Annotated in this window: 18 protein-coding genes; 10 read left to right on the top strand and 8 right to left on the bottom strand. The window is 71.8% G+C overall.

Annotation, left to right across the window (positions count from 1 at the left end):
• Positions 1 to 245 precede the first annotated feature (245 nt).
• From H4281_RS01805 to H4281_RS01795, 3 genes are read left to right on the top strand one after another with little or no spacing between them, the layout of a single operon-like run.
• The gene (locus H4281_RS01805; protein WP_312872033.1) at positions 246 to 1859 is read left to right on the top strand and encodes a SpoIIE family protein phosphatase; all 1614 of its coding nucleotides are present in this window, start codon (positions 246 to 248) and stop codon (positions 1857 to 1859) included.
• Entirely contained in the window at positions 1856 to 2932 is a 1077-nt protein-coding gene (locus H4281_RS01800) for a cobalamin B12-binding domain-containing protein (protein ID WP_182889089.1), read from the top strand. Before H4281_RS01805 ends, H4281_RS01800 begins: the two co-directional genes overlap by 4 nt.
• Positions 2929 to 3291, top strand: coding sequence for an STAS domain-containing protein (locus H4281_RS01795; RefSeq protein WP_182889088.1), 363 nt, complete (start codon positions 2929 to 2931; stop codon positions 3289 to 3291). The genes H4281_RS01800 and H4281_RS01795 overlap by 4 nt, the downstream gene beginning before the upstream one ends.
• A 9-nt stretch (positions 3292 to 3300) precedes the next feature.
• Here the strand turns inward: H4281_RS01795 and H4281_RS45380 are convergent, their stop codons facing one another.
• The 4 genes from H4281_RS45380 to H4281_RS01770 form a co-directional block, all read right to left on the bottom strand.
• On the bottom strand, positions 3301 to 5436 hold the full coding sequence (locus H4281_RS45380; protein WP_312872032.1) for an ANTAR domain-containing protein: 2136 nt from the start codon (positions 5434 to 5436) through the stop codon (positions 3301 to 3303).
• A 276-nt stretch (positions 5437 to 5712) separates the two neighbouring features.
• Positions 5713 to 6684 (bottom strand): L-threonylcarbamoyladenylate synthase, encoded by a 972-nt coding sequence (locus H4281_RS01780; RefSeq protein ID WP_182889087.1) that lies wholly within the window; start codon positions 6682 to 6684, stop codon positions 5713 to 5715.
• Positions 6685 to 6754: 70 nt separating this feature from the next.
• Positions 6755 to 7684: an anti-sigma factor RsbA family regulatory protein gene (locus tag H4281_RS01775; protein WP_312872031.1), complete on the bottom strand. Its 930-nt coding sequence runs from the start codon at positions 7682 to 7684 to the stop codon at positions 6755 to 6757.
• Positions 7685 to 7870: 186 nt separating this feature from the next.
• Complete coding sequence (locus tag H4281_RS01770) at positions 7871 to 8821, bottom strand: zinc-binding dehydrogenase (protein WP_220506582.1); 951 nt, start codon at positions 8819 to 8821, stop codon at positions 7871 to 7873.
• A 107-nt stretch (positions 8822 to 8928) separates the two neighbouring features.
• Here H4281_RS01770 and H4281_RS01765 point away from each other — a divergent pair, with 107 nt between their 5' ends.
• The 7 genes from H4281_RS01765 to H4281_RS01735 all read left to right on the top strand — a co-directional run bounded on the left by H4281_RS01765 (position 8929) and on the right by H4281_RS01735 (position 13565).
• Positions 8929 to 10389 (top strand): aldehyde dehydrogenase family protein, encoded by a 1461-nt coding sequence (locus tag H4281_RS01765; RefSeq protein WP_182889085.1) that lies wholly within the window; start codon positions 8929 to 8931, stop codon positions 10387 to 10389.
• A gap of 24 nt (positions 10390 to 10413) precedes the next feature.
• Positions 10414 to 10824, top strand: a complete 411-nt coding sequence (locus tag H4281_RS01760) for a four-helix bundle copper-binding protein (RefSeq protein ID WP_182889084.1) — start codon at positions 10414 to 10416, stop codon at positions 10822 to 10824.
• A gap of 6 nt (positions 10825 to 10830) precedes the next feature.
• The gene (locus H4281_RS01755) at positions 10831 to 11232 is read left to right on the top strand and encodes an SRPBCC family protein (protein ID WP_182889083.1); all 402 of its coding nucleotides are present in this window, start codon (positions 10831 to 10833) and stop codon (positions 11230 to 11232) included.
• A gap of 44 nt (positions 11233 to 11276) precedes the next feature.
• Positions 11277 to 11762 carry a hypothetical protein gene (locus H4281_RS01750; protein ID WP_182889082.1) on the top strand — a complete coding sequence of 162 codons (486 nt, stop codon included), beginning with the start codon at positions 11277 to 11279 and terminating at the stop codon, positions 11760 to 11762.
• Between the two features lie 177 nt (positions 11763 to 11939).
• The gene (locus H4281_RS01745; protein WP_182889081.1) at positions 11940 to 12323 is read left to right on the top strand and encodes an STAS domain-containing protein; all 384 of its coding nucleotides are present in this window, start codon (positions 11940 to 11942) and stop codon (positions 12321 to 12323) included.
• Between the two features lie 80 nt (positions 12324 to 12403).
• Entirely contained in the window at positions 12404 to 12844 is a 441-nt protein-coding gene (locus tag H4281_RS01740; RefSeq protein ID WP_182889080.1) for an SRPBCC family protein, read from the top strand.
• Between the two features lie 226 nt (positions 12845 to 13070).
• Positions 13071 to 13565, top strand: coding sequence for a LysM peptidoglycan-binding domain-containing protein (locus H4281_RS01735; RefSeq protein ID WP_182889079.1), 495 nt, complete (start codon positions 13071 to 13073; stop codon positions 13563 to 13565).
• Between the two features lie 350 nt (positions 13566 to 13915).
• On the opposite strand, the gene H4281_RS01730 is transcribed toward H4281_RS01735, so the two are convergent.
• The 4 genes from H4281_RS01730 to H4281_RS01715 are packed head-to-tail and all read right to left on the bottom strand — an operon-like array spanning position 13916 to position 16982.
• The gene (locus H4281_RS01730; RefSeq protein WP_182889078.1) at positions 13916 to 14410 is read right to left on the bottom strand and encodes a GNAT family N-acetyltransferase; all 495 of its coding nucleotides are present in this window, start codon (positions 14408 to 14410) and stop codon (positions 13916 to 13918) included.
• A gap of 41 nt (positions 14411 to 14451) precedes the next feature.
• The gene (locus tag H4281_RS01725) at positions 14452 to 15438 is read right to left on the bottom strand and encodes a zinc-dependent alcohol dehydrogenase (RefSeq protein WP_182889077.1); all 987 of its coding nucleotides are present in this window, start codon (positions 15436 to 15438) and stop codon (positions 14452 to 14454) included.
• Positions 15439 to 15458: 20 nt separating this feature from the next.
• Entirely contained in the window at positions 15459 to 16256 is a 798-nt protein-coding gene (locus tag H4281_RS01720) for a helix-turn-helix domain-containing protein (protein ID WP_043834352.1), read from the bottom strand.
• Positions 16257 to 16292: 36 nt separating this feature from the next.
• A complete protein-coding gene (locus H4281_RS01715; RefSeq protein ID WP_182889076.1) occupies positions 16293 to 16982 on the bottom strand; it encodes a nitroreductase family protein in 690 nt (229 codons plus the stop codon).
• Positions 16983 to 17030 lie beyond the last annotated feature (48 nt).

The raw sequence follows: 17030 nt of genomic DNA, 5'->3' as shown, positions 1-17030 counted from the left end.
GAATTCCCGGCGAGCGGGTAGCCCGAGACCAGGGTCGGCCTCCGGCGCGCAGGAGACCGGGACCGAGGTTCCGCCGGTCAAGACCCGCGGCCGGCGGAACCGCCCGGAAGAGGGTTGAAGAAGACCGCGAGCGGGTATCCGCCGCGGGTCGTGGCCCTTGGGACGGCAAGGGACACTGGGAGCAGTCGACGACCGTCCCCGAGGCGAGAACGAGGTGAAGGACCGCTCCGCGTGTCCTGAGTGTGGTGGATCTGAAGCGGGCGGACACCGATTCGCGCTGGAGTACAGCACCATGTCCGGTGCTGGTCACGGATGCCGATGGCACCCTTGTCGCGCTCAATGCCGCGGCGGAGCGGTTGCTTCCGGGCATTACGGCCGGTGTGGTGCTCGCTGAGGCGATGCCCGGCTGGCCGGTCGGCGTGCACGACGGCGTCCTCGAGGGCGTCCGCGGCGCAGGCGAACCCTGGGAGCGCGGTTACGAGGTGCACCCGGTTGCGCACGACGACGGAACGACCACGTGGTGGCTGACGGAAAACACTGACGCGCGCCTCGCCGAAACGGCTTTGCGCACCGAACGGCGGCGGGCGCAGTTCCTCGCCGAGGCTTCGACGGCGTTGCTGGGATCCCTGAACCTGCAACGGTGCATGCAGGTCGCCGGGAAGCTGGCGGTGCAGCACCTCGCCGACGCCGCGCTCCTGATCACTCCCGCCGGGCGCCACCGCGTGCCGGCGATGCTGTGCGTACGGGACCGCGAGCCGGAAGAAGTCGAACTGGCGGCCGATCTCTCCGAGGTGCCCGGGCTCGCCGAGGCGCTCCAAGGGTTTCCGCCGGTCCCGTCGCGGTGGATCGACCCCGCGTCCGCGCCGGAGTGGCTGATCCCGGCGGGATTCGGCGACGTGGGCTCGATCGTGGTGACGCCGCTGCCCGGGCACGGCGTGCCCGCGGGCGCGCTGGTTCTCCTGCGGAAAGCCGAACGCGCGGCGTTCAGCGAGGACGAGGAGATCTTCGCCCGGTTGTTCGCGGCCCGCTCCGGGGTGGCGATGTCCGCCGCGCGGATGTTCGCCCAGCAGTCGTCGATGACCGAAACGCTGATGCGCGAACTGCTTCCGCCCGCGGTGCGCGAGGTGGCCGGCGCCGAGTTCGCCGGGCGGTACCGCGCCGCGCTCGACTCGGAACGCGTGGGCGGCGATTTCTACGACGTCTACCCCGCGGCCGACGACAGCCAGGAATCGCTGGTCGTGCTGGGCGACGTGTGCGGCAAGGGCATCGAAGCCGCGGTGCTCACCGGCAAGGTCCGCAACACGCTGCACGCCCTGCTGCCGCTCGCCTCGGACCACCATCGCGTGCTGAGCATGCTCAACGACGCTCTGCTCAGTTCGCACCACACCCGCTTCGTCACCCTCGCGCTCGCATCCGTCTCGCGGCCCGACTCGGGCCTCCGGATGCGGCTGACGTGCGCGGGTCATCTGCCGCCGCTGATCGTCCGGGCCAACGGAGAGGTCGAGGTCGTCGAGACGATCGGCACCGTCGTCGGGGTCCTGCCCGAGATCGCCACGACGACGGTCGAAGTCACGCTGGCGCCCGGCGAGACGTGCCTGCTCTACACCGACGGCATCACCGAAGCGCGAGGCGGTCCGCTGGGCAGCGAGATGTTCGGCGAGGACCGCCTGCACGAGGCGTTGACCCGGTGCGCGGGCATGCCCGCCGAGGCGATCGTCGAACACGTCCACATGCTCGCGGCCGAATGGGCGCGCGAACGCAGCCACGACGACATGGCTCTCGTCGCGGTCACCGCGCCGCGCGGCCAGCGGCTGTCCGCGGTCGGCGGTTCGGGCCGCGGGAGGTACACCGCCGCATGAACACCCCGGACAAACCCCGCGGAGCCGTTCTCGACGGCCAGCCCGCGTCGGTCGAGCACGTCGCCGCCCGGCTCTGGGACGCCGCGGTCGACGGCGACGAGGACACGGCAGGCGAAATCGCATTGCGCGCCCTGCGGTCCGGAATGACCGCGGAAACCGTACTCCTCGACGTCATCGGCGCGGTACAACGGAAAGTCGGCGAGGAATGGGCGGCCAACCGCCTGACCGTCACCCAGGAACACTCGGTCACCGCGATCAACGACCGCGTGGTCGCCGCCGTGAGCCGCGCCGCCGGCCCGGCGCCGAATCCGCCGCTCGCCCGGGTGACCGTCGCCTGCGTGGACGGGGAATGGCACGCGCTGCCCGCCCGGCTGCTCGCCGAAGTGCTGCGCTCGCGCGGATTCCGCGTCGACTACCTCGGAGCGCAGGTGCCGGCGTCGCACCTGATCGCCGACCTGCACCGCACCGGCCCGGACGCTGTCGCGCTGTCCAGTTCAATCCCGACGCGGCTGCCCGCGGCGCACGCCACGATCACCGCGTGCCAAGCGGCCGGAGTCCCGGTCATCGCGGGCGGGGCGGCGTTCGGGACCGACGGCCGCTACGCCCGGCTGTTCGGCGCCGACGCCTGGGCCCCCGACGCCCGCGCCGCAGCCGACCTGCTCGCCGGGAGTCCGCCGGGCCCGCCCCGCAGCGCCCACCAGGCCGTTGACGATCTGCCGCACTTGCTCGACCAGGAATACACGATGATCTCGCGGACGTCGGCGCAGCTGGTGAAAGCCGTGTTCGCCGGACTGCGGGAGCGGATTCCCGCCTTGGACCGGTACACCGAACTCCAGTTGCAGCACACGGTCGAGGACCTCGCGAGCATCGTCGACTACCTCAAAACCTCCGTCTACGTCGACGATCCCGAGCTGTTCACGGGTTTTCTCCGCTGGACCGCGGACATCCTCGCCGCACGCGGGGTCCCGGCCGGGTACCTCACGCCCGCCCTCGACCTGCTCGGCGACGAGCTGCGGGACTTCCCCCGCGCCCGCGCCACCCTCGCCCGCGCGCGAGCCGGAGGCCGCCCATGACGCCGCCGAGCCCGCTCGCCTGCACGTGGACCACGCCGCGTCCTCGGACAGTTCGGCTGACCGTGCGCGGCGAACTCGATTACGACAGTCAGCACCTGCTCGTCCGGACCGCCCGGGAGATGCTGGCGGCGCATCCGGAGTGCCGCAGCGTGCGCCTCGACTGCGGCGAATTGGGCTTCTGCGATTCCTCCGGGCTGGCCGGCCTGCTGATGGTCAGCAGGCTCGTCCGCTCAGCCGGTGCCTCGCTGTACCTGGACAACCGGTCCGCCGAACTCGACCGGCTGCTCCGCCGCACCAACCTCCTCGACCACTTCACCGCGCCGACCGCCGAAACCACGCACCGGCGCCAAGATTCCTGACCGCTGCGGTCACTCCCGCTCCAGCTCCCCGTGCCGGCCGGTCAGAGTGCGCGCCACCTCGACCAGCTTCACGTTCAGGTCCTGGGAGGTCCGCCGCAGCAGGTCGAACGCTTCATCGGCGGTGAGGCCCTCCCGGTTCATCAGGATGCCCTTGGCCTGCCCGATGACGTCGCGGGTGTCGACGGCTCGCCGGAACTCCGCGCGGCGCAGTTCGGCGCTCTTTCGCAGGTGGGTGTTCGCCAGCGCCAGCGACGCGTGCGTCGCCAGCAGCAGGGCGATGCGGCGGTCGGTCTCGGCCAGGCTGTCCGGGCGGCGGGAGTAGACGGTCAGCGAGCCCGCCGCCCGGTCGAGGCCAGGAGCGGCCGGGAGTGCGGTGGAAAACGCGGCGCGGCAGCCGAGTGCGCGCGCCGCGGCGGCGAACCGGGGCCATCGGGTCTCGGCCGCTAGATCCGCGCTCGCGACATAGCTCGGGCTGTGCGCACGGGCCGCCTCCACGCACGGGCCTTCTCGGTCGCGGTACTGGATCCGGTCCAGCTCGGCGGCGGTCTTCCCGGTCCGGGCGGCGGTGGAAAACCGGCCGTCGGAGCCCAGCACGGTGACGCTGACCCAGTCCGCTCCGGCGACTGCCGCCGCGGTCGCTTCCACGACCTCTCGCAACACGTCCGCGGCTGAGTTCGCGGATAGCAGCATCTTGCTCAGCGCCTCGAACCTGCTCGCGGCGTCCGGCTTCGCTCGGTCCGGTTCGCCGGTCACCAGGTTCCGTTCCGCCGCACCGGGTTCGCTTTTCAGCGCGATCGCCGTCCGAACGAAGCTACGGCTGCCAGGGAAACGAACTTGCTCGGCTTTGTCCCCGTGCAGCGTCGACGACGGCGACTCGCCGTACGCGGCCCGGTAGTGGGCGGCGAACACACTGGGCGCGTATCCCCATCGGGCGGCGATCCGCGCGACGATGTCCTGCTCCGGCACCGCGGCACGCAGTTCCGCGCGGGCGCGGTCGAGCCGTGCCCGCCGCAGGTAGGCCATCGGGGTCGTGCCGAGGTGCCGGCGGAAGGCCAGTTGCACGGCCCGGGCGGAGACCCGGGCCGTCGCGGCGATCTCCGCGATGTCGATGGGCCGGTGGAGATTCGCTTCGATGAAGGAGATCGCGCGGCGAAGGGTCTGCGAATGCGCGTCGAGACCGTCTCCGGGATGCTCGGCGGACGCCGTGTGCGGGAACGCGTTCAGCACGGCCACGGCGAGGTAGCGCGCGACCGTCGCCACGGCCAGCGGATTCTCCCCGACGCCGGGCACGCCGAGGACGTCGTCGCGCAGATGCGCCACGGCGGACCGCAGGTGCTGGGCGGCGCCGGCGTCGACCGGCCGGTGGCCGAGCAGCCGCACCGGACTGTCGACGCCCGCCGCCTGGCTCAACAGGGCCGGGTCGAACATGGTGATGCTGTACTTGGCGCGCGCGACCCGCCCGGTGTAGGACCGGTCCGGCGGCGAGAACGACACCAGATCCCCGGGGCCGAACGTCTCCGCTTCCGGCCAGCCGTCCACGCGATGGTCCTCGATCGTGCCCGATTCGACGTCGCACAGGCAGATCGTGCCCAGCGGTTCGACGGCGTAGCTCATCTCGAAGGACAGGTCGAGCTGGTCGGCGCTCAGCCCGTCGACCGCGTGCCTGCTGATGTGCGTGCCCGCGCGGCCGGTGTCGCTGCCGATCCGCATCGGCGCGTACGCGCTGCTCAAGAACGCTTCGGTGCGGCTGAGATCGTCGCTGTCGAAGGCGAGCGACCGCACCGCGCCGCCCGCCGCGAACGGCTGCCGGACAGCTTCGGCCAGCGCCTCCGCCGGCGACGCGGCCCGCCGGACGGCCGCGCCCGGATCGGCGCTGTCCAGCACCTCCGCCGTGCCCTGGTCCGATGCCGCCACCAGCACGCAGTCGCGCTCGCGGGCGAACGAGACCAGCGCCCGGGCCAGCAGCGCGGTCAGCGGCTCGACGCCCCGGAGGTCGACCACTACGCGCGTGCCCGGCGGGACAGCGCGGCCCGCTGCGTGCAGGGCCGCCACGATTTCGGCCGAGTGAGTCGTCGCGAGCCGGTCCGGCAAGGTCAGCACCACGGCATCCCCGAGCTGCCGAGGGGTGATCTTCAGGTCCGTCACGGCAGCCGCACGACCACGCCCGGTCCGGACTCGGCTGCGCGTCTGCGCGCTGGACGGGATGCTCGGCACTCGGCGGTCGCCACACGCACTCCTAGGAGCGGGCCGGACCGGGCGCAGGGCGCGCCTCAGCCAGGGGATTGTGGACGCTGCCTGCTTAACGCACCGAGGAAAAAGCCTACCCGGCACGATCTTCCGCCGGAGCGGGGCACGCCGGAACCCGAACGCGGGAGTTCCCCGCCGAACTGTCTACTGTGGACTACCGCCGCACCGGCCCGGTCAGCCGCGCGGCCCGGCGGCGCGGCGAAGCCGGTTCGCGATCGCGAGACCCAGCCCCTTCTCCTCCGGAAGCGACGCGACGATCAAGTCGCACCCCGCCCGGTCCAGCTCGCGCAGAAAGCCGTAAAGACCGCGCGCGTACTCGGCCGGCGAAGCCGGAACCGCCACCACAGCCCGCGCCTCGGGCACTGCGCCGTCCAAGGAAGGCGGCAGGAAGACGCCCACCTGGTGCCCGAGCTTTCGCGCACGTTCCGCTTCGGCGGCCACCCGGCCTGGCTCGACGAGAACGACCCGGGCCCGCGGCGCGTAATGCGACGGATGCTGGCCGGGAACCCGGATCGGGCTCACCGACGGCACCTCGAGGGAACTCCCGAGCACGGCCTCCAGGTCTTCCCGGGGCACGCCGCCGGGCCGCAGCACGCTGAGGGTGTCGCTGGTGGCGTCGACGATGGTGGACTCGACCCCGACCTGGCAGGGGCCGCCGTCCAGCACGAAATCGACGGCATCGCCCAGCTCCGCGCGGACGTGGCCGGCGGTGGTCGGGCTGACCGAGCCGAACCGGTTGGCCGACGGGGCCGCCGCGCCGCCGCCGAACGCCGACAGCAGCGCCAGCGCCACCGGATGGTCCGGGACGCGCACCCCCACCGTCTCCAGGCCGCCGGTCGTCGCCGACGACACCCGGGGGCCGCGCCGCAGCACCAAGGTGAGCGGACCCGGCCAGAAGTGCTGGGCCAGCAGCCGCGCGGGCCCGGGCAGCTTCTCGACCCAGCCGTCCAAGTGCTCGGCGCCGGCGAGGTGCACGATCAGCGGATGCGTGGACGGACGGCCCTTCGCCTGATAGATGCGGGAAACCGCGGCCGGATCCGAGGCGTCGGCGCCGAGGCCGTAGACCGTCTCGGTCGGGAAGGCCACCAAGCCCCCGGCGCGCAGCACCCCGGCCGCCTTCTCGATGTCGCCAGCTGCCGCGGTCACGCTCGCACTCTCCTGCCAGACGGATAGCTTTTCCTCGCCCGTCAGCCTAAGCCGCGCGTGCGCGGCGGCTTCACCCGGCGGCGAACCGGGCCTCCACCGTCGACCCGGCCGGGTCCGAATGCATCCGCACCAGATCCGCGAGGTGGTTCACCAGCAGCAGTCCCCGGCCGCGGACCTGGTCCGGAGAAGCCGGGACGCGCCCGGCCATCGGATCCGCCAGCCATCCCTCGTCCCGGACCTGGCAGACCAGCTCGCCGTCGGCGAAACCCAGCCGCACCACCGCGGATCCGCTGCCGTGCTCGACGCTGTTGACCGCCAGCTCCGACACCGCCATCACCGCGTCCTCGACCCGGTCCTCGGCGAGGCCGTGCCGCCGCGCTGTCTCGGCGGTGACCACGCGGAGGCCGACGAGGTCGGGTTCGGCGACGACGAAGGACCGGGCGCCGGGCGGCGGCGGCAGCTCGCGGTTGTAGTCGGCGACCACCGCGTCGGGCGCGTAGTCGCCGCTCGAGCGCCACTCGCCCGCGCCGTCGATCAGCCAGGGATGCGTCCGGAGCGCGTCGGCCAGCTCGGTCGCGCCCAGCGCTTCGGCGTCGTAGGGGCACAGAATGGTGGCCCAGCGGCCCTCGAACGCCAGGTTGATCAACGCCTCGTGCTGCGCGCACGCCGGGTACTCCGCGGGCGACCGGCCCGCCCAGACCGGCTCCCCGACGATCCGCACGTGCTGGTCCGGATGCCCGTCGGCGAACGCGCGCAGCACGCCCGGGATGATCCGGCCCGGATTGCGGCCCGCCTCGGTCATGTCGACCAGCAGCACCCGGTCCGCGTCCGCGCCCAGCTCGGCGCGCACCAGGCTCACGTGCTCCGGCGGCGCGGCGACCGCGACCGGCTCGCCCGCAGCCAGCCCGTCCCGGACGAACGAGACGACACCGGCCGTGAACTCGTCGGCGCCTCGGTAGAACAGCGCCGGATGCAGGAACGCCTGATTTGCGTACCTCACAGACACCCCGCAGGAAACAACGACCTCTCCGCGGGCACCACGATCACTACCTCGCCTCTGCCGTCCGCCGGACAGCTCGGTTCCCCTGTCCGGTCAAGGCTAACTCAGCCGTCGGACAGTTCCGCACGCCCGACCGGACCGCACGGTGCGGCGGGCCCGCCAGCCTGCCCGGACTTCCTTCGCCGCTCAGGCGAGGTCGAGCACTGTCTTTCCTCGCCCGTGTCCGGAATCGAGCCGTTCGTGGGCCTCGCGCACCTGGCCGAGCGGCAGGACCTGGTCCACGACGGGACGGGCCTGACCTCGTTCGAAAACCGGCGTCAGCTCCTCCAGCCGGCGGCGCTCCCGGGTGAGCATGATCCCGTGCAGCTGCTGATTCCGCTGGTACAGGGAGCGCAGCTCGCCGTCAAGCGGAAGCACCGTCGCGATCCGGCCGAACGCCCGGGTCGCATCCGAGCTCTTCGCGACGTTTTCCCCGCCGACGAGGTCGAGCACCGCGTCAGCGCCCTTGCCGCCGGTGTGCTCGAACGCCGCCTCGACCGGATCGGTCTCGTGGTAGTCGATCGGGACGGCGCCGAGGTCACGCAGCAGGTCCTGGTTGTCCGGACCCGCCGTGGCCAGCACCCGGGCGCCGGCGGCGATCGCGAACTGCACGGCGAACGAGCCGACCCCGCCCGCACCGGCGTGCACCAGCACCGTCTCCCCCGGCCGGACCGCCAACCGGCGGACGATCGCCTCCCAGGCCGTCCCGCCTGCGAGCGGGATCGCCGCCGCCTCGACGTGGCTGAGCCCGCGGGGTTTGAGCGCCGCGATGGCCGCCGACACGACGTTCAGCTCGGTATAGCTGCCCAAACGCGACGTCAGCTCCGGGGTGTAGAACACCTCGTCGCCCTCGGCGAAGTCAGTCACACCGGGGCCGGCTGCCGCCACGACGCCCGAGACGTCGCCGCCCAGCACCGCGGGCAGTTCCAGATCCGGGATCGCGACCCCCTGCCGGATCTTCGCTTCGACCGGGTTCGTCCCCGACGCGAACACCCGGACCAGGATCTCGCCCGGTCCCGGCTCGGGACGCTCGACCTCGCGCAGCGTCAGGACGTCCGGGCCGCCGAACTCCGCCATCACCACAGCTTGCACAGACATTCCGCCCTGATACCCGGCGCCGGCGCGGCGAAACGTCGTCCCCGGGCGGCGTTTGCCGATGCGGCCCCCGGGTAGCCGATCCGCGTACCCGGACGAAAGGACAGGACGTGGGACTGCTCGACGACCGGGGCCGCTGGTCCGGCCGGGTGTTCACCGGCGAGTGGACGCGCACCGGCGCGGCAGCGGCCTCGACCGAACCCGCCACCGGCGACGAACTCGGCCAGGTCGGCACTGCCACCGCTGACGACCTCGCCCGTTCCGCTTCCGCAGCGGCCGAGCACGGACCGGACTGGGCGCACGCCGACTACCGCGAGCGGGCCCGTGCCCTGCGGCGCGCCGCGGCCCTGTTCGAGCAGCACCGCGGCGAGATCGCCGGCTGGCTCACCCGCGAGGCCGGGAAGACCGCCGCCGCCGTCGAGTTCGAACTGGACCTCACCCTCGACGAACTGCACGAAGCCGCGTCGCTGGCGAGCGCGCCGTGGGGCACGCTGCTGCCCACCACGCAGGAAGGCCGCACCAGCATCGCCCGGCGCGTCCCCTTCGGCGTGGTGGCGGTGATCGCGCCGTGGAACTTCCCGCTCGTCCTCGCCATGCGCTCCGTCGCCCCGGCGCTCGCGACCGGCAACGCCGTCCTGCTCAAACCCGCCAGCGACACCGCGATCTGCTGCGGCGTCGTCGTCGCGCGCCTGTTCGAGGAGGCCGGACTGCCCCCGGGCGTGCTGCACATGCTGCCCGGCAAAGGCAGCGAACTCGGCACCGCCGTCGCCGACGACCCGCACATCGCCATGATCTCCTTCACCGGCTCGACCCCGGTCGGGCGCGAACTGGCCGAGGCCGCGGCGGGCGGGTTCAAGAAGTTCGTCTCGGAGCTGGGCGGCAACAACGCGTTCGTCGTGCTCGACGACGTCGACGTCCCGGCCGCCGCGGCCGCTGGCTCGTTCGGCAGCTTCGTCCACCAGGGCCAGGTGTGCATGGCCGTCGGACGCCACCTGGTCTCCGAGAAGATCGCCGACGCCTACGTCGAAGAGCTCGCCCGCCTCGCGGACGGGCTGCGGGTCGGCGACCCCCGTGCGGACGTCGATCTCGGCCCGGTCATCAACTCCGGACAGGCCGACCACATCGAAGACGTCGTCAAGCGATCGGTCGACGCGGGCGCGGAAGTCGTCGCCGGCGGGGATCGCGACGGGCTGTTCTTCCGCCCGACCGTGCTCGCCGGGGTCTCCCCCGACATGCCGGCGTTCGCCGAGGAGATTTTCGGGCCGGTCGCGGTCGTCACCACATTCGCCGACGACGACGAAGCCGTCCGCCTGGCCAACGCGACACCCTACGGCCTGGTCGCCGGAGTCCACAGCGGATCCTCCGCGCACGCGCGCGCGGTCGGCGACCGGCTGCACGCCGGGATGATCCACGTCAACGACCAGACCGTGAACGACGAAACCCTCGCGCCGTTCGGCGGGATCGGCGATTCCGGCGGCAGCAGCCGGTTCGGCTCCTTCGTCAACCTCGACGAATTCACCCGCTGGCAATGGGTGACCGTCCGGGACGAGCAAAGCCGGCCCCAGCTCTGAACCTCGGCGAAAGGAAAAGACGCCATGACGCTGCCCCTGCTCGAAAGCCACCCCGAACACCTGGGCGGACCCGACCCGGCCGCGATCGCGAACTGCGTCGGCGAATGCCTCGCCTGCGCCAGCGCGTGCACGGTGTGCGCCGACGCCTGTCTGTCCGAACGGGATCCGGCCAGCATGGTCCACTGCATCCGCACCGATCTCGACTGCGCGGACCTGTGCACCGCGACGGCGCGCGTGCTGTCCCGCCGGAGCGGGACGAAGACCGTCCTCGACGCACTGCTGCGGGCCTGCGAGCAGGCGTGCCGGGCCTGCGCCGACGAATGCGGACGGCACGCCGCCCAGCACCGCCATTGCGCGCTGTGCGAAGAAGCCTGCCGCAGCTGCTCGGACGCTTGCCAGCAGCTGCGCGACCATCTCGTGGGCGCCGGGGAGTGATCCGCCATGACCGAATTCGAACGCGAGCGGCGAGTCGCCGCCGACGCGGGCACGGTGTTCCGCGCCGCGGCTGATCGGTCCACTTTGGACCGCTGGTTGCCCGGCACGGTGTCGGTGCACCCGGCGGAGCCTCCCGGCGTCGACGTCGACGTAGCCGGTTCGACCGGCGAACCCGGGCTGCTGCGCGAACGCCGCGACCAGCTCCGGCTGGAATGGGGGCGGCGGGGCAGCCCGGACTACAGCGGCTGGCTCCAGGTGGCGTCCGCCGAAGGCGACACCAGCTACGCGACGTTGCACCTGTCCTTCCACGGCGACGATCCGCGCAACCACGGCGGCGAACCGGCCGAAGACGTCGACCGGCAGCTGCGCGAGTCTCTCGACCGGCTGGCCGCGCTGGTCGAGAGTTGAACGGCCGACGGTTGCCCGCGGCCGTGCCGGGTATCTCCGCCCGCATGGAGACGTTGCTCGGGATCTACCTCAACGACCAGCTCGCCATGGGACTCGCCTGGCGCGAGCTGGCCCGCCGGGCCGCCCGCAACAACCGGGGCACCGAATTCGAGACGCCGCTGCGCGAGGCGGCGTCGGCGATCGCGGAGGACGTGGAGACGTTCCGCGGCGTCATGCAGGCGGTGCCGGTGCGGGCCAACCCGGTCAAAGCCGGAATCGCGATCGTGGCCGAACGGCTGGGACGGTTCAAGCCGAACGGCAGGATCACGGCGTACTCGCCGCTGAGCCGGTTCTGGGAACTCGAAGCGCTGGCCATGGGGATCGAGGGCAAGAAGATCCTGTGGACCACGCTGCGGGACTCGGCGAACCTGGGAAAGCGGCTGGCCGACGTGGACTTCGACGCCCTTCTCCTCCGCGCGGACCGGCAGCGCTCGCTGCTGGAACCGGCGCGGGTGCGGGCCGCCGAGGAAGCGTTCACCCGGCGCTCCTGAACGGGCGGCGAAGCGGGCCTGGCACAACGGGATCCCCCGTCGGCCCGGCGCGTGGTTGTCGGAATTCCGCGACGGAGCTACCGTGGCAGCGACACGGTTCAGCCAGGAGCCGCCCGCCCAGCACAAGCGAGGCAGTCCAGCGCCGGCCCGCCTCCACCGGTCCGCAGGAGGCCCCCGATGACCCGCCCCGTTCGTCCTGCCAGGCTGCCCACGCGCGCAGACGTCACCGTCAGCACCACCGATGACGTCACGGTCGTCGCGGCATCCGGCGACCTCGATTCCTCAAGCGCTGAAAGGTTTTTCGAGTACACCGTCGCGGCGATGGCGCACTCCCCCGGCGGAGTGGTCGCCGATCTGGGAGCTGTGACGTTCTGCAGTTGCCGCGGGCTGTCCGCCTTGATGGCAGCCGACCACGCAGCTCACCTCGCGGAGGTGCCCTTCACGGTGCTGGCGCACCAACGCGCCGTGCTGCGTCCCCTCCGGCTGCTCGGCCTCGACCGGACCCTCGACGTCCGGGTCGGCGCCAGCCTCGTTCCTCTGCCCCGCAAGGGAATCTCGTAACGATCGGCGGTTTGCCCCGTCGACAGCCGGGTAACCGGAGAATTCGGCAAGATTCCGCTGAACTCCGAGGAAAGGCGCCCATGGCTGCTGCAGCGCATTACGTCGAGGTCAACGCTCCCGCGCAGGCGTGCTACGACTGGTGGCGTCCGCTGACCCGGCTGCCGGAACTGTTCTCCGACGTCCAGTCGGTCGAAGCCCTCGACCGCGAGGGGACCCGCACCCGGTGGAAGGTCGACGGACCGGCGGGGTCCACAGTGGAATGGCAGGCCCGGATCGTCGAAGACGCGCCGCCGCGCAAGATCGCCTGGACCACCGTGGACGACGCCGATCCGGACGTGCGCAACTCCGGCGTCGTCCGGTTCGAGGACAAGGGCCACGGCCGCACCGGCGTGGAGATCTCGCTCGAATACCAGCCCCCGGCGGGCAAACTCGGCGAGGCGGTCGCGTCGCTGCTGGCCGATCCGCAGAAGAAGGTCGAGCGGGCCGCCGACCAGTTCCAGACCGTCATCGAAGCCCGCTGAGCGCTCTTCGGAAAGGCCGTCCCGCGACCACCGTCCCGCGCCCTTTCGCTGTCAGCCCAGGCCCTCGCGCGGTTCTCGCCCGTCTGCCTGACCATTCCCGAGACCGTCCGCATGCCCCGCGGCCGGTCTCGGGACGAATTCCTCTATCCGCCCGGAGCCGCCGCCCGGCACCATGGACCTCTCTTCGTCCGGCACTCCCCGATGCGCGACGACGAAAGGGCCAACAGTGACGGTCACTCTGGAGCAACCAGCGACATACGACCTGGTAGGACACGACATTCAGCTCGCCGGCGTGGCCGGCGGCGCGTTCGAAGCCGGTTTCAGCTACCGCATCCACGAAGGCCACGACGAGGTGACCGGCGGTTTCCTGGCCGGCGACGGTTCGGGCGGACACAGCCAGTTCCAGCTCGTCGTCGACGTCAGCCGCGCGGCCTTCAAGCTCGACCGTCTCTTCGTCGAGGTCTTCCACGTTTCCGCGAACGACGGAGCGGAACTCGAAAAAACCGTCGTGCCCGTCGTCTTCGGGCCGAAAATCGTCCCGGGCTACCGCAATTACCTCGAACACACCGTGGCGCAAGGCGAGACGCTCTGGAGCATCGCCAAGAAATACTACGGCTCCGGCAACCTCTACTACCGCCTCGCGGCGGCGAACCCCGGCACGATCACGAATCCGAACGTCATCAGCCCGGGGCAGGTCGTGCGCGTACCGCAAGGCGACTGACGACGCCGGACCGAATAAGAGGGGCGGCCGGTCTCCGCGAGCCCGCCGCCCCGGTGCGTTCTTCACCGACGAGACGAGGAACCCGCAGCAAGCGATCGAGGCGCGAACACGTCTCTCCTCGAGAATGCGAACTTCGAACCCGGCGCGGAATCCTGGTTCCGCTGCGACAAGTCCGAGGCAGTGAATTTCAGCGCGGAAAAGAACGTCTCCCTCGCGAAATCCGGAGACGCTTCTCTCAAGCCCCGGACCGCCGGCAAACGCGGTTCCCTGGCGCAGGACTTCACTCGAAGGCGTCCAGCGCCACGGCCCTCGCCTATCTGCCGGGTCCGCTGTTCCCCCGGCCGACGGCGTCAGCCCGCCTGGTCGTCAAGGCTGCGGGTGAACGCGACCCGGTCCAAGCCCGGCCCGTCGTAATCCGGAAGCACGCCGGACACCTCGAACCCGAGCCGCGCGTGGTACGCGCGCGAAGCGGCGTTCTGCGGACTGGTGATGCACTTCACCTTCCGCACCCCCGATTCCCGCACCTGCCCGAAGAACCATTCGTACAGCGAACGGCCGATCCCCTGCCCGTGCAGTTCCGGGTCGACGCCGACGAAGTGGATGTAGGCGGTGTCCGGGTCGGTCTGCGAGACGAAGCCGATCAGGAACGCCGCCAGCGTCCCGTCCGGACGTTCCACCAAGCGGCTCGTGGTGGTGAAATGCTGGAAGTACAGGCGCGGCACCAGCAGCGCCCGCTCCTTCGCGCCGGCTTCGCCCTTCAGCCCGCCCCACCACGGTCCCAGTGCGGCGAGCACGCGCGCGTGGTCGTTTTCGGTCGGCTGGCGGAAAGTCAGGTCGGCACTCATGCCCCGACCCTCTCGTTTCCGCGCCCGCCGGGCAACCTGGTTTACCGGCGCGGGTCTACGTGGATCTTCGGCGCCCCCGGCGGTCGCTGCCCGCCGAGCACTGCCGCGACGTCGCCCAGCCCGACCGTCGCCGCCACCAGCGGCCGCGGATCCACCTCGCCGGAGGCGTACGCGTCGATCGCCTGCGCCAAGCCCGGCGAACCGCTCAGCACGCCGATCGCGGTGACGTCCTTCAACGCCAGCATGCGGGTGTCCAGCAGGCTCGGCCGTCCGGACAGTCCGATGCAGACGATCCGCCCCGCCGGTTCGACGACCTCGGCCGCGAGCGCGGGGGCGGAGGGATCGCCGGTCGCGTCGACCACCGCGTCGAAAGGCGGCTCCGGAACGTTCGTGCTGGCGGAAAAACCCAAGCCGCGCGCGAATTCCACCGACCACGGCGTCGCGCCCACCAGATGGACCTCGCTGCCCGCGGCCTGGAGGAACAGGGCGGTGAGCAACCCGATCGTCCCCGGGCCGAGCACGAGCACCCGTTCTCCCGCGGCCGCTCGCGCTGCCCGGCAAGCGTTGCCGCCCGGTTCGGCCAACGCGCCCGCGACGGGATCCACCGTGTCGGGCAGTTCGTGCAGCGAGCGCACCGGCACGGCGAGGCGTTCGGCGAGCGCTCCCGCCCGGCCGCCGCGGATCCCGACCTCCTGCCGGTCCGCGCAGACGTGCTGGCGCCCGCCCCGGCACCGCCGGCAGTCGCCGCACCCGAGCATCGTGTCGCCGGTGACGCGGCGGCCGACCCACGCCGGATGCACGCCCCGGCCGACCTCCGACACCGTGCCGCACCATTCGTGGCCGAGCCGCATCGGGTACTCGGCGTGCCCGTCGGCGAGGTACTGCATCTCGCCGGTGAAGAACTCGACGTCGGTGCCGCACACCCCGGCCCGCTCCACGTCGACGACCACCTCGCCGACCCCGGCGGCCGGCTCCGGCACCTCGGCAGGCCCGGCCTCCCCCGGTCCGGTCACCACGAACGCCCGCATGGCCCCGATCGTAGCCGCGCTCAGCCGGTCACGCGCTCGCGCAAGAACGCCGCCGTCGCCGGATCGGCCGGGTAGAACGACTCGATCACCAGCTCGGCGACCGTCACGTCCAGCGGCGTCCCGAAGGTCGCGACCGTGCTGAAGAACGTCAGCTCCAGATCCCCGTGCCGGTAGCGCAGCGGCACGAAAATGTCGCCCGGGCCAGGGATCTCCACCTCGGGGACCTCGTCGTCGCACGGATATCCGCGCAGTTCCTCCAGCAGTTCGGCCAGCCCGGCGTCCGCGGTCTGCTCGACCTGACGGCGCAGCCTGCCCAGCAGATGGGCCCGCCACTCCCCCAGGTTCAGCACCCGCGGCGCCATGCCGTCCGGGTGCAGGGTCGCGCGCAGGACGTTCACCGGGCCGGTCAGCAGCGACGGCGCGATGCCTTCGGTGAGCACGCCGAGGCTGAGGTTGGCGTCGACGAGGTTCCAGCCGCGGTCGACCACCGCGGCCGGGTACGGGTCGTGCCCGGCGAGCAGCCGCCGGACGGCCTCGCGGATCACGGTCATCTCCGGCGCTCCGATGTCGGACTCGCCGTAGGCGGGCGCGTAGCCCGCGGCGAGCAGCAGGCGGTTGCGTTCGCGCAGCGGGATGTCGAGGTGCTCGCCCAGCCGCAGCACCATGTCCCGGCTCGGCTTGGACCGGCCGGTTTCCACGAAGCTCAGGTGGCGCGTCGAAATGTCCGCCGAAATCGCGAGGTCGAGCTGGCTGATGCGGCGGCGGTCGCGCCATTCCCGGAGCAGTTCGCCGATCGGGGCCTTCACCGTGGTCGTCACGCGTCCGACGCTACGGCGTCGCCCGCCGGGAGACCATTACTCCCGAGGTAACGGCGCGTGCACCACCAGCGCCTCGGCGAGCGGTTTGCGGTCGAGGTCGGGCACCTCGCAGTCCGGCGCGGGATAGCCGACCGGGAACAGGATGTACGGCCGTTCGGTGACCGGGCGCTCGAAGACCTCGTTGAGGAAACCCATCGGGTTCGGCGTGTGGGTGAGCGTCGCCAGGCCCATCGTGTGCAGTGCGGTGATGAACATGCCGCACGCGATGCCGACGCTCTCGTTGACGTAGTAGTTCTTCCGCAGCGAACCGTCCGGCAGCGGGGTGCTCTTCTGCGCGAACGCGACCACCAGCCACGGCGCGACTTCGAGGAATTCCTTGTGCTCGTCGGTTTCGAGCCGGGCGAGCGCCGCGTGCCAGTCCGGCGCGTTGCGTTCGCGGTAGAACTTCCGCTCCTCGACCTCGGCCGCCTCGCGCACCGCGCGCTTGACGTCCGGGTCGGCCGTCGCGACGAACGTCCACGGCTGGTGGTGCGCCCCGCTCGGCGCGGTGTTCGCGATCCGGACCGCGGTCTCGATCGCTTCGAGCGGCACCGGGTCCGGCGAGAACCAGCGGACCGACCGGCGCCGGTCGAGCAGCCGGTACAGCTCCTGCCCGCGGGCGAGGCTCTCCTCCGGGGACAGCCGCGGCGGCGTGTAGGGGACGAACGGGTGCTTGTGCCGGGTCATGCCCCGACCCTGCCGCGTCGGCGGTCATCGGTCCAGTTCACATTTCTC

It is taken from the genome of Amycolatopsis dendrobii (assembly GCF_014145675.1).
GTDB classification, from domain to species: domain Bacteria; phylum Actinomycetota; class Actinomycetes; order Mycobacteriales; family Pseudonocardiaceae; genus Amycolatopsis; species Amycolatopsis dendrobii.
The sequence above is the reverse complement of the archived record's forward strand: the minus strand, read 5'-3'. Positions and strand labels throughout refer to the sequence as shown.

Bases quoted from the DNA above. Each gene is read 5' to 3' on its own strand.
- H4281_RS01800 (WP_182889089.1), top strand. From the start codon at position 1,856: ATGAACACCCCGGACAAACCCCGCGGAGCCGTTCTCGACGGCCAGCCC.
- H4281_RS01795 (WP_182889088.1), top strand. From the start codon at position 2,929: ATGACGCCGCCGAGCCCGCTCGCCTGCACGTGGACCACGCCGCGTCCT.
- H4281_RS01770 (WP_220506582.1), bottom strand. From the start codon at position 8,821: ATGTCTGTGCAAGCTGTGGTGATGGCGGAGTTCGGCGGCCCGGACGTC.
- H4281_RS01760 (WP_182889084.1), top strand. From the start codon at position 10,414: ATGACGCTGCCCCTGCTCGAAAGCCACCCCGAACACCTGGGCGGACCC.
- H4281_RS01755 (WP_182889083.1), top strand. From the start codon at position 10,831: ATGACCGAATTCGAACGCGAGCGGCGAGTCGCCGCCGACGCGGGCACG.
- H4281_RS01750 (WP_182889082.1), top strand. From the start codon at position 11,277: ATGGAGACGTTGCTCGGGATCTACCTCAACGACCAGCTCGCCATGGGA.
- H4281_RS01745 (WP_182889081.1), top strand. From the start codon at position 11,940: ATGACCCGCCCCGTTCGTCCTGCCAGGCTGCCCACGCGCGCAGACGTC.
- H4281_RS01740 (WP_182889080.1), top strand. From the start codon at position 12,404: ATGGCTGCTGCAGCGCATTACGTCGAGGTCAACGCTCCCGCGCAGGCG.
- H4281_RS01730 (WP_182889078.1), bottom strand. From the start codon at position 14,410: ATGAGTGCCGACCTGACTTTCCGCCAGCCGACCGAAAACGACCACGCG.
- H4281_RS01725 (WP_182889077.1), bottom strand. From the start codon at position 15,438: ATGCGGGCGTTCGTGGTGACCGGACCGGGGGAGGCCGGGCCTGCCGAG.
- H4281_RS01715 (WP_182889076.1), bottom strand. From the start codon at position 16,982: ATGACCCGGCACAAGCACCCGTTCGTCCCCTACACGCCGCCGCGGCTG.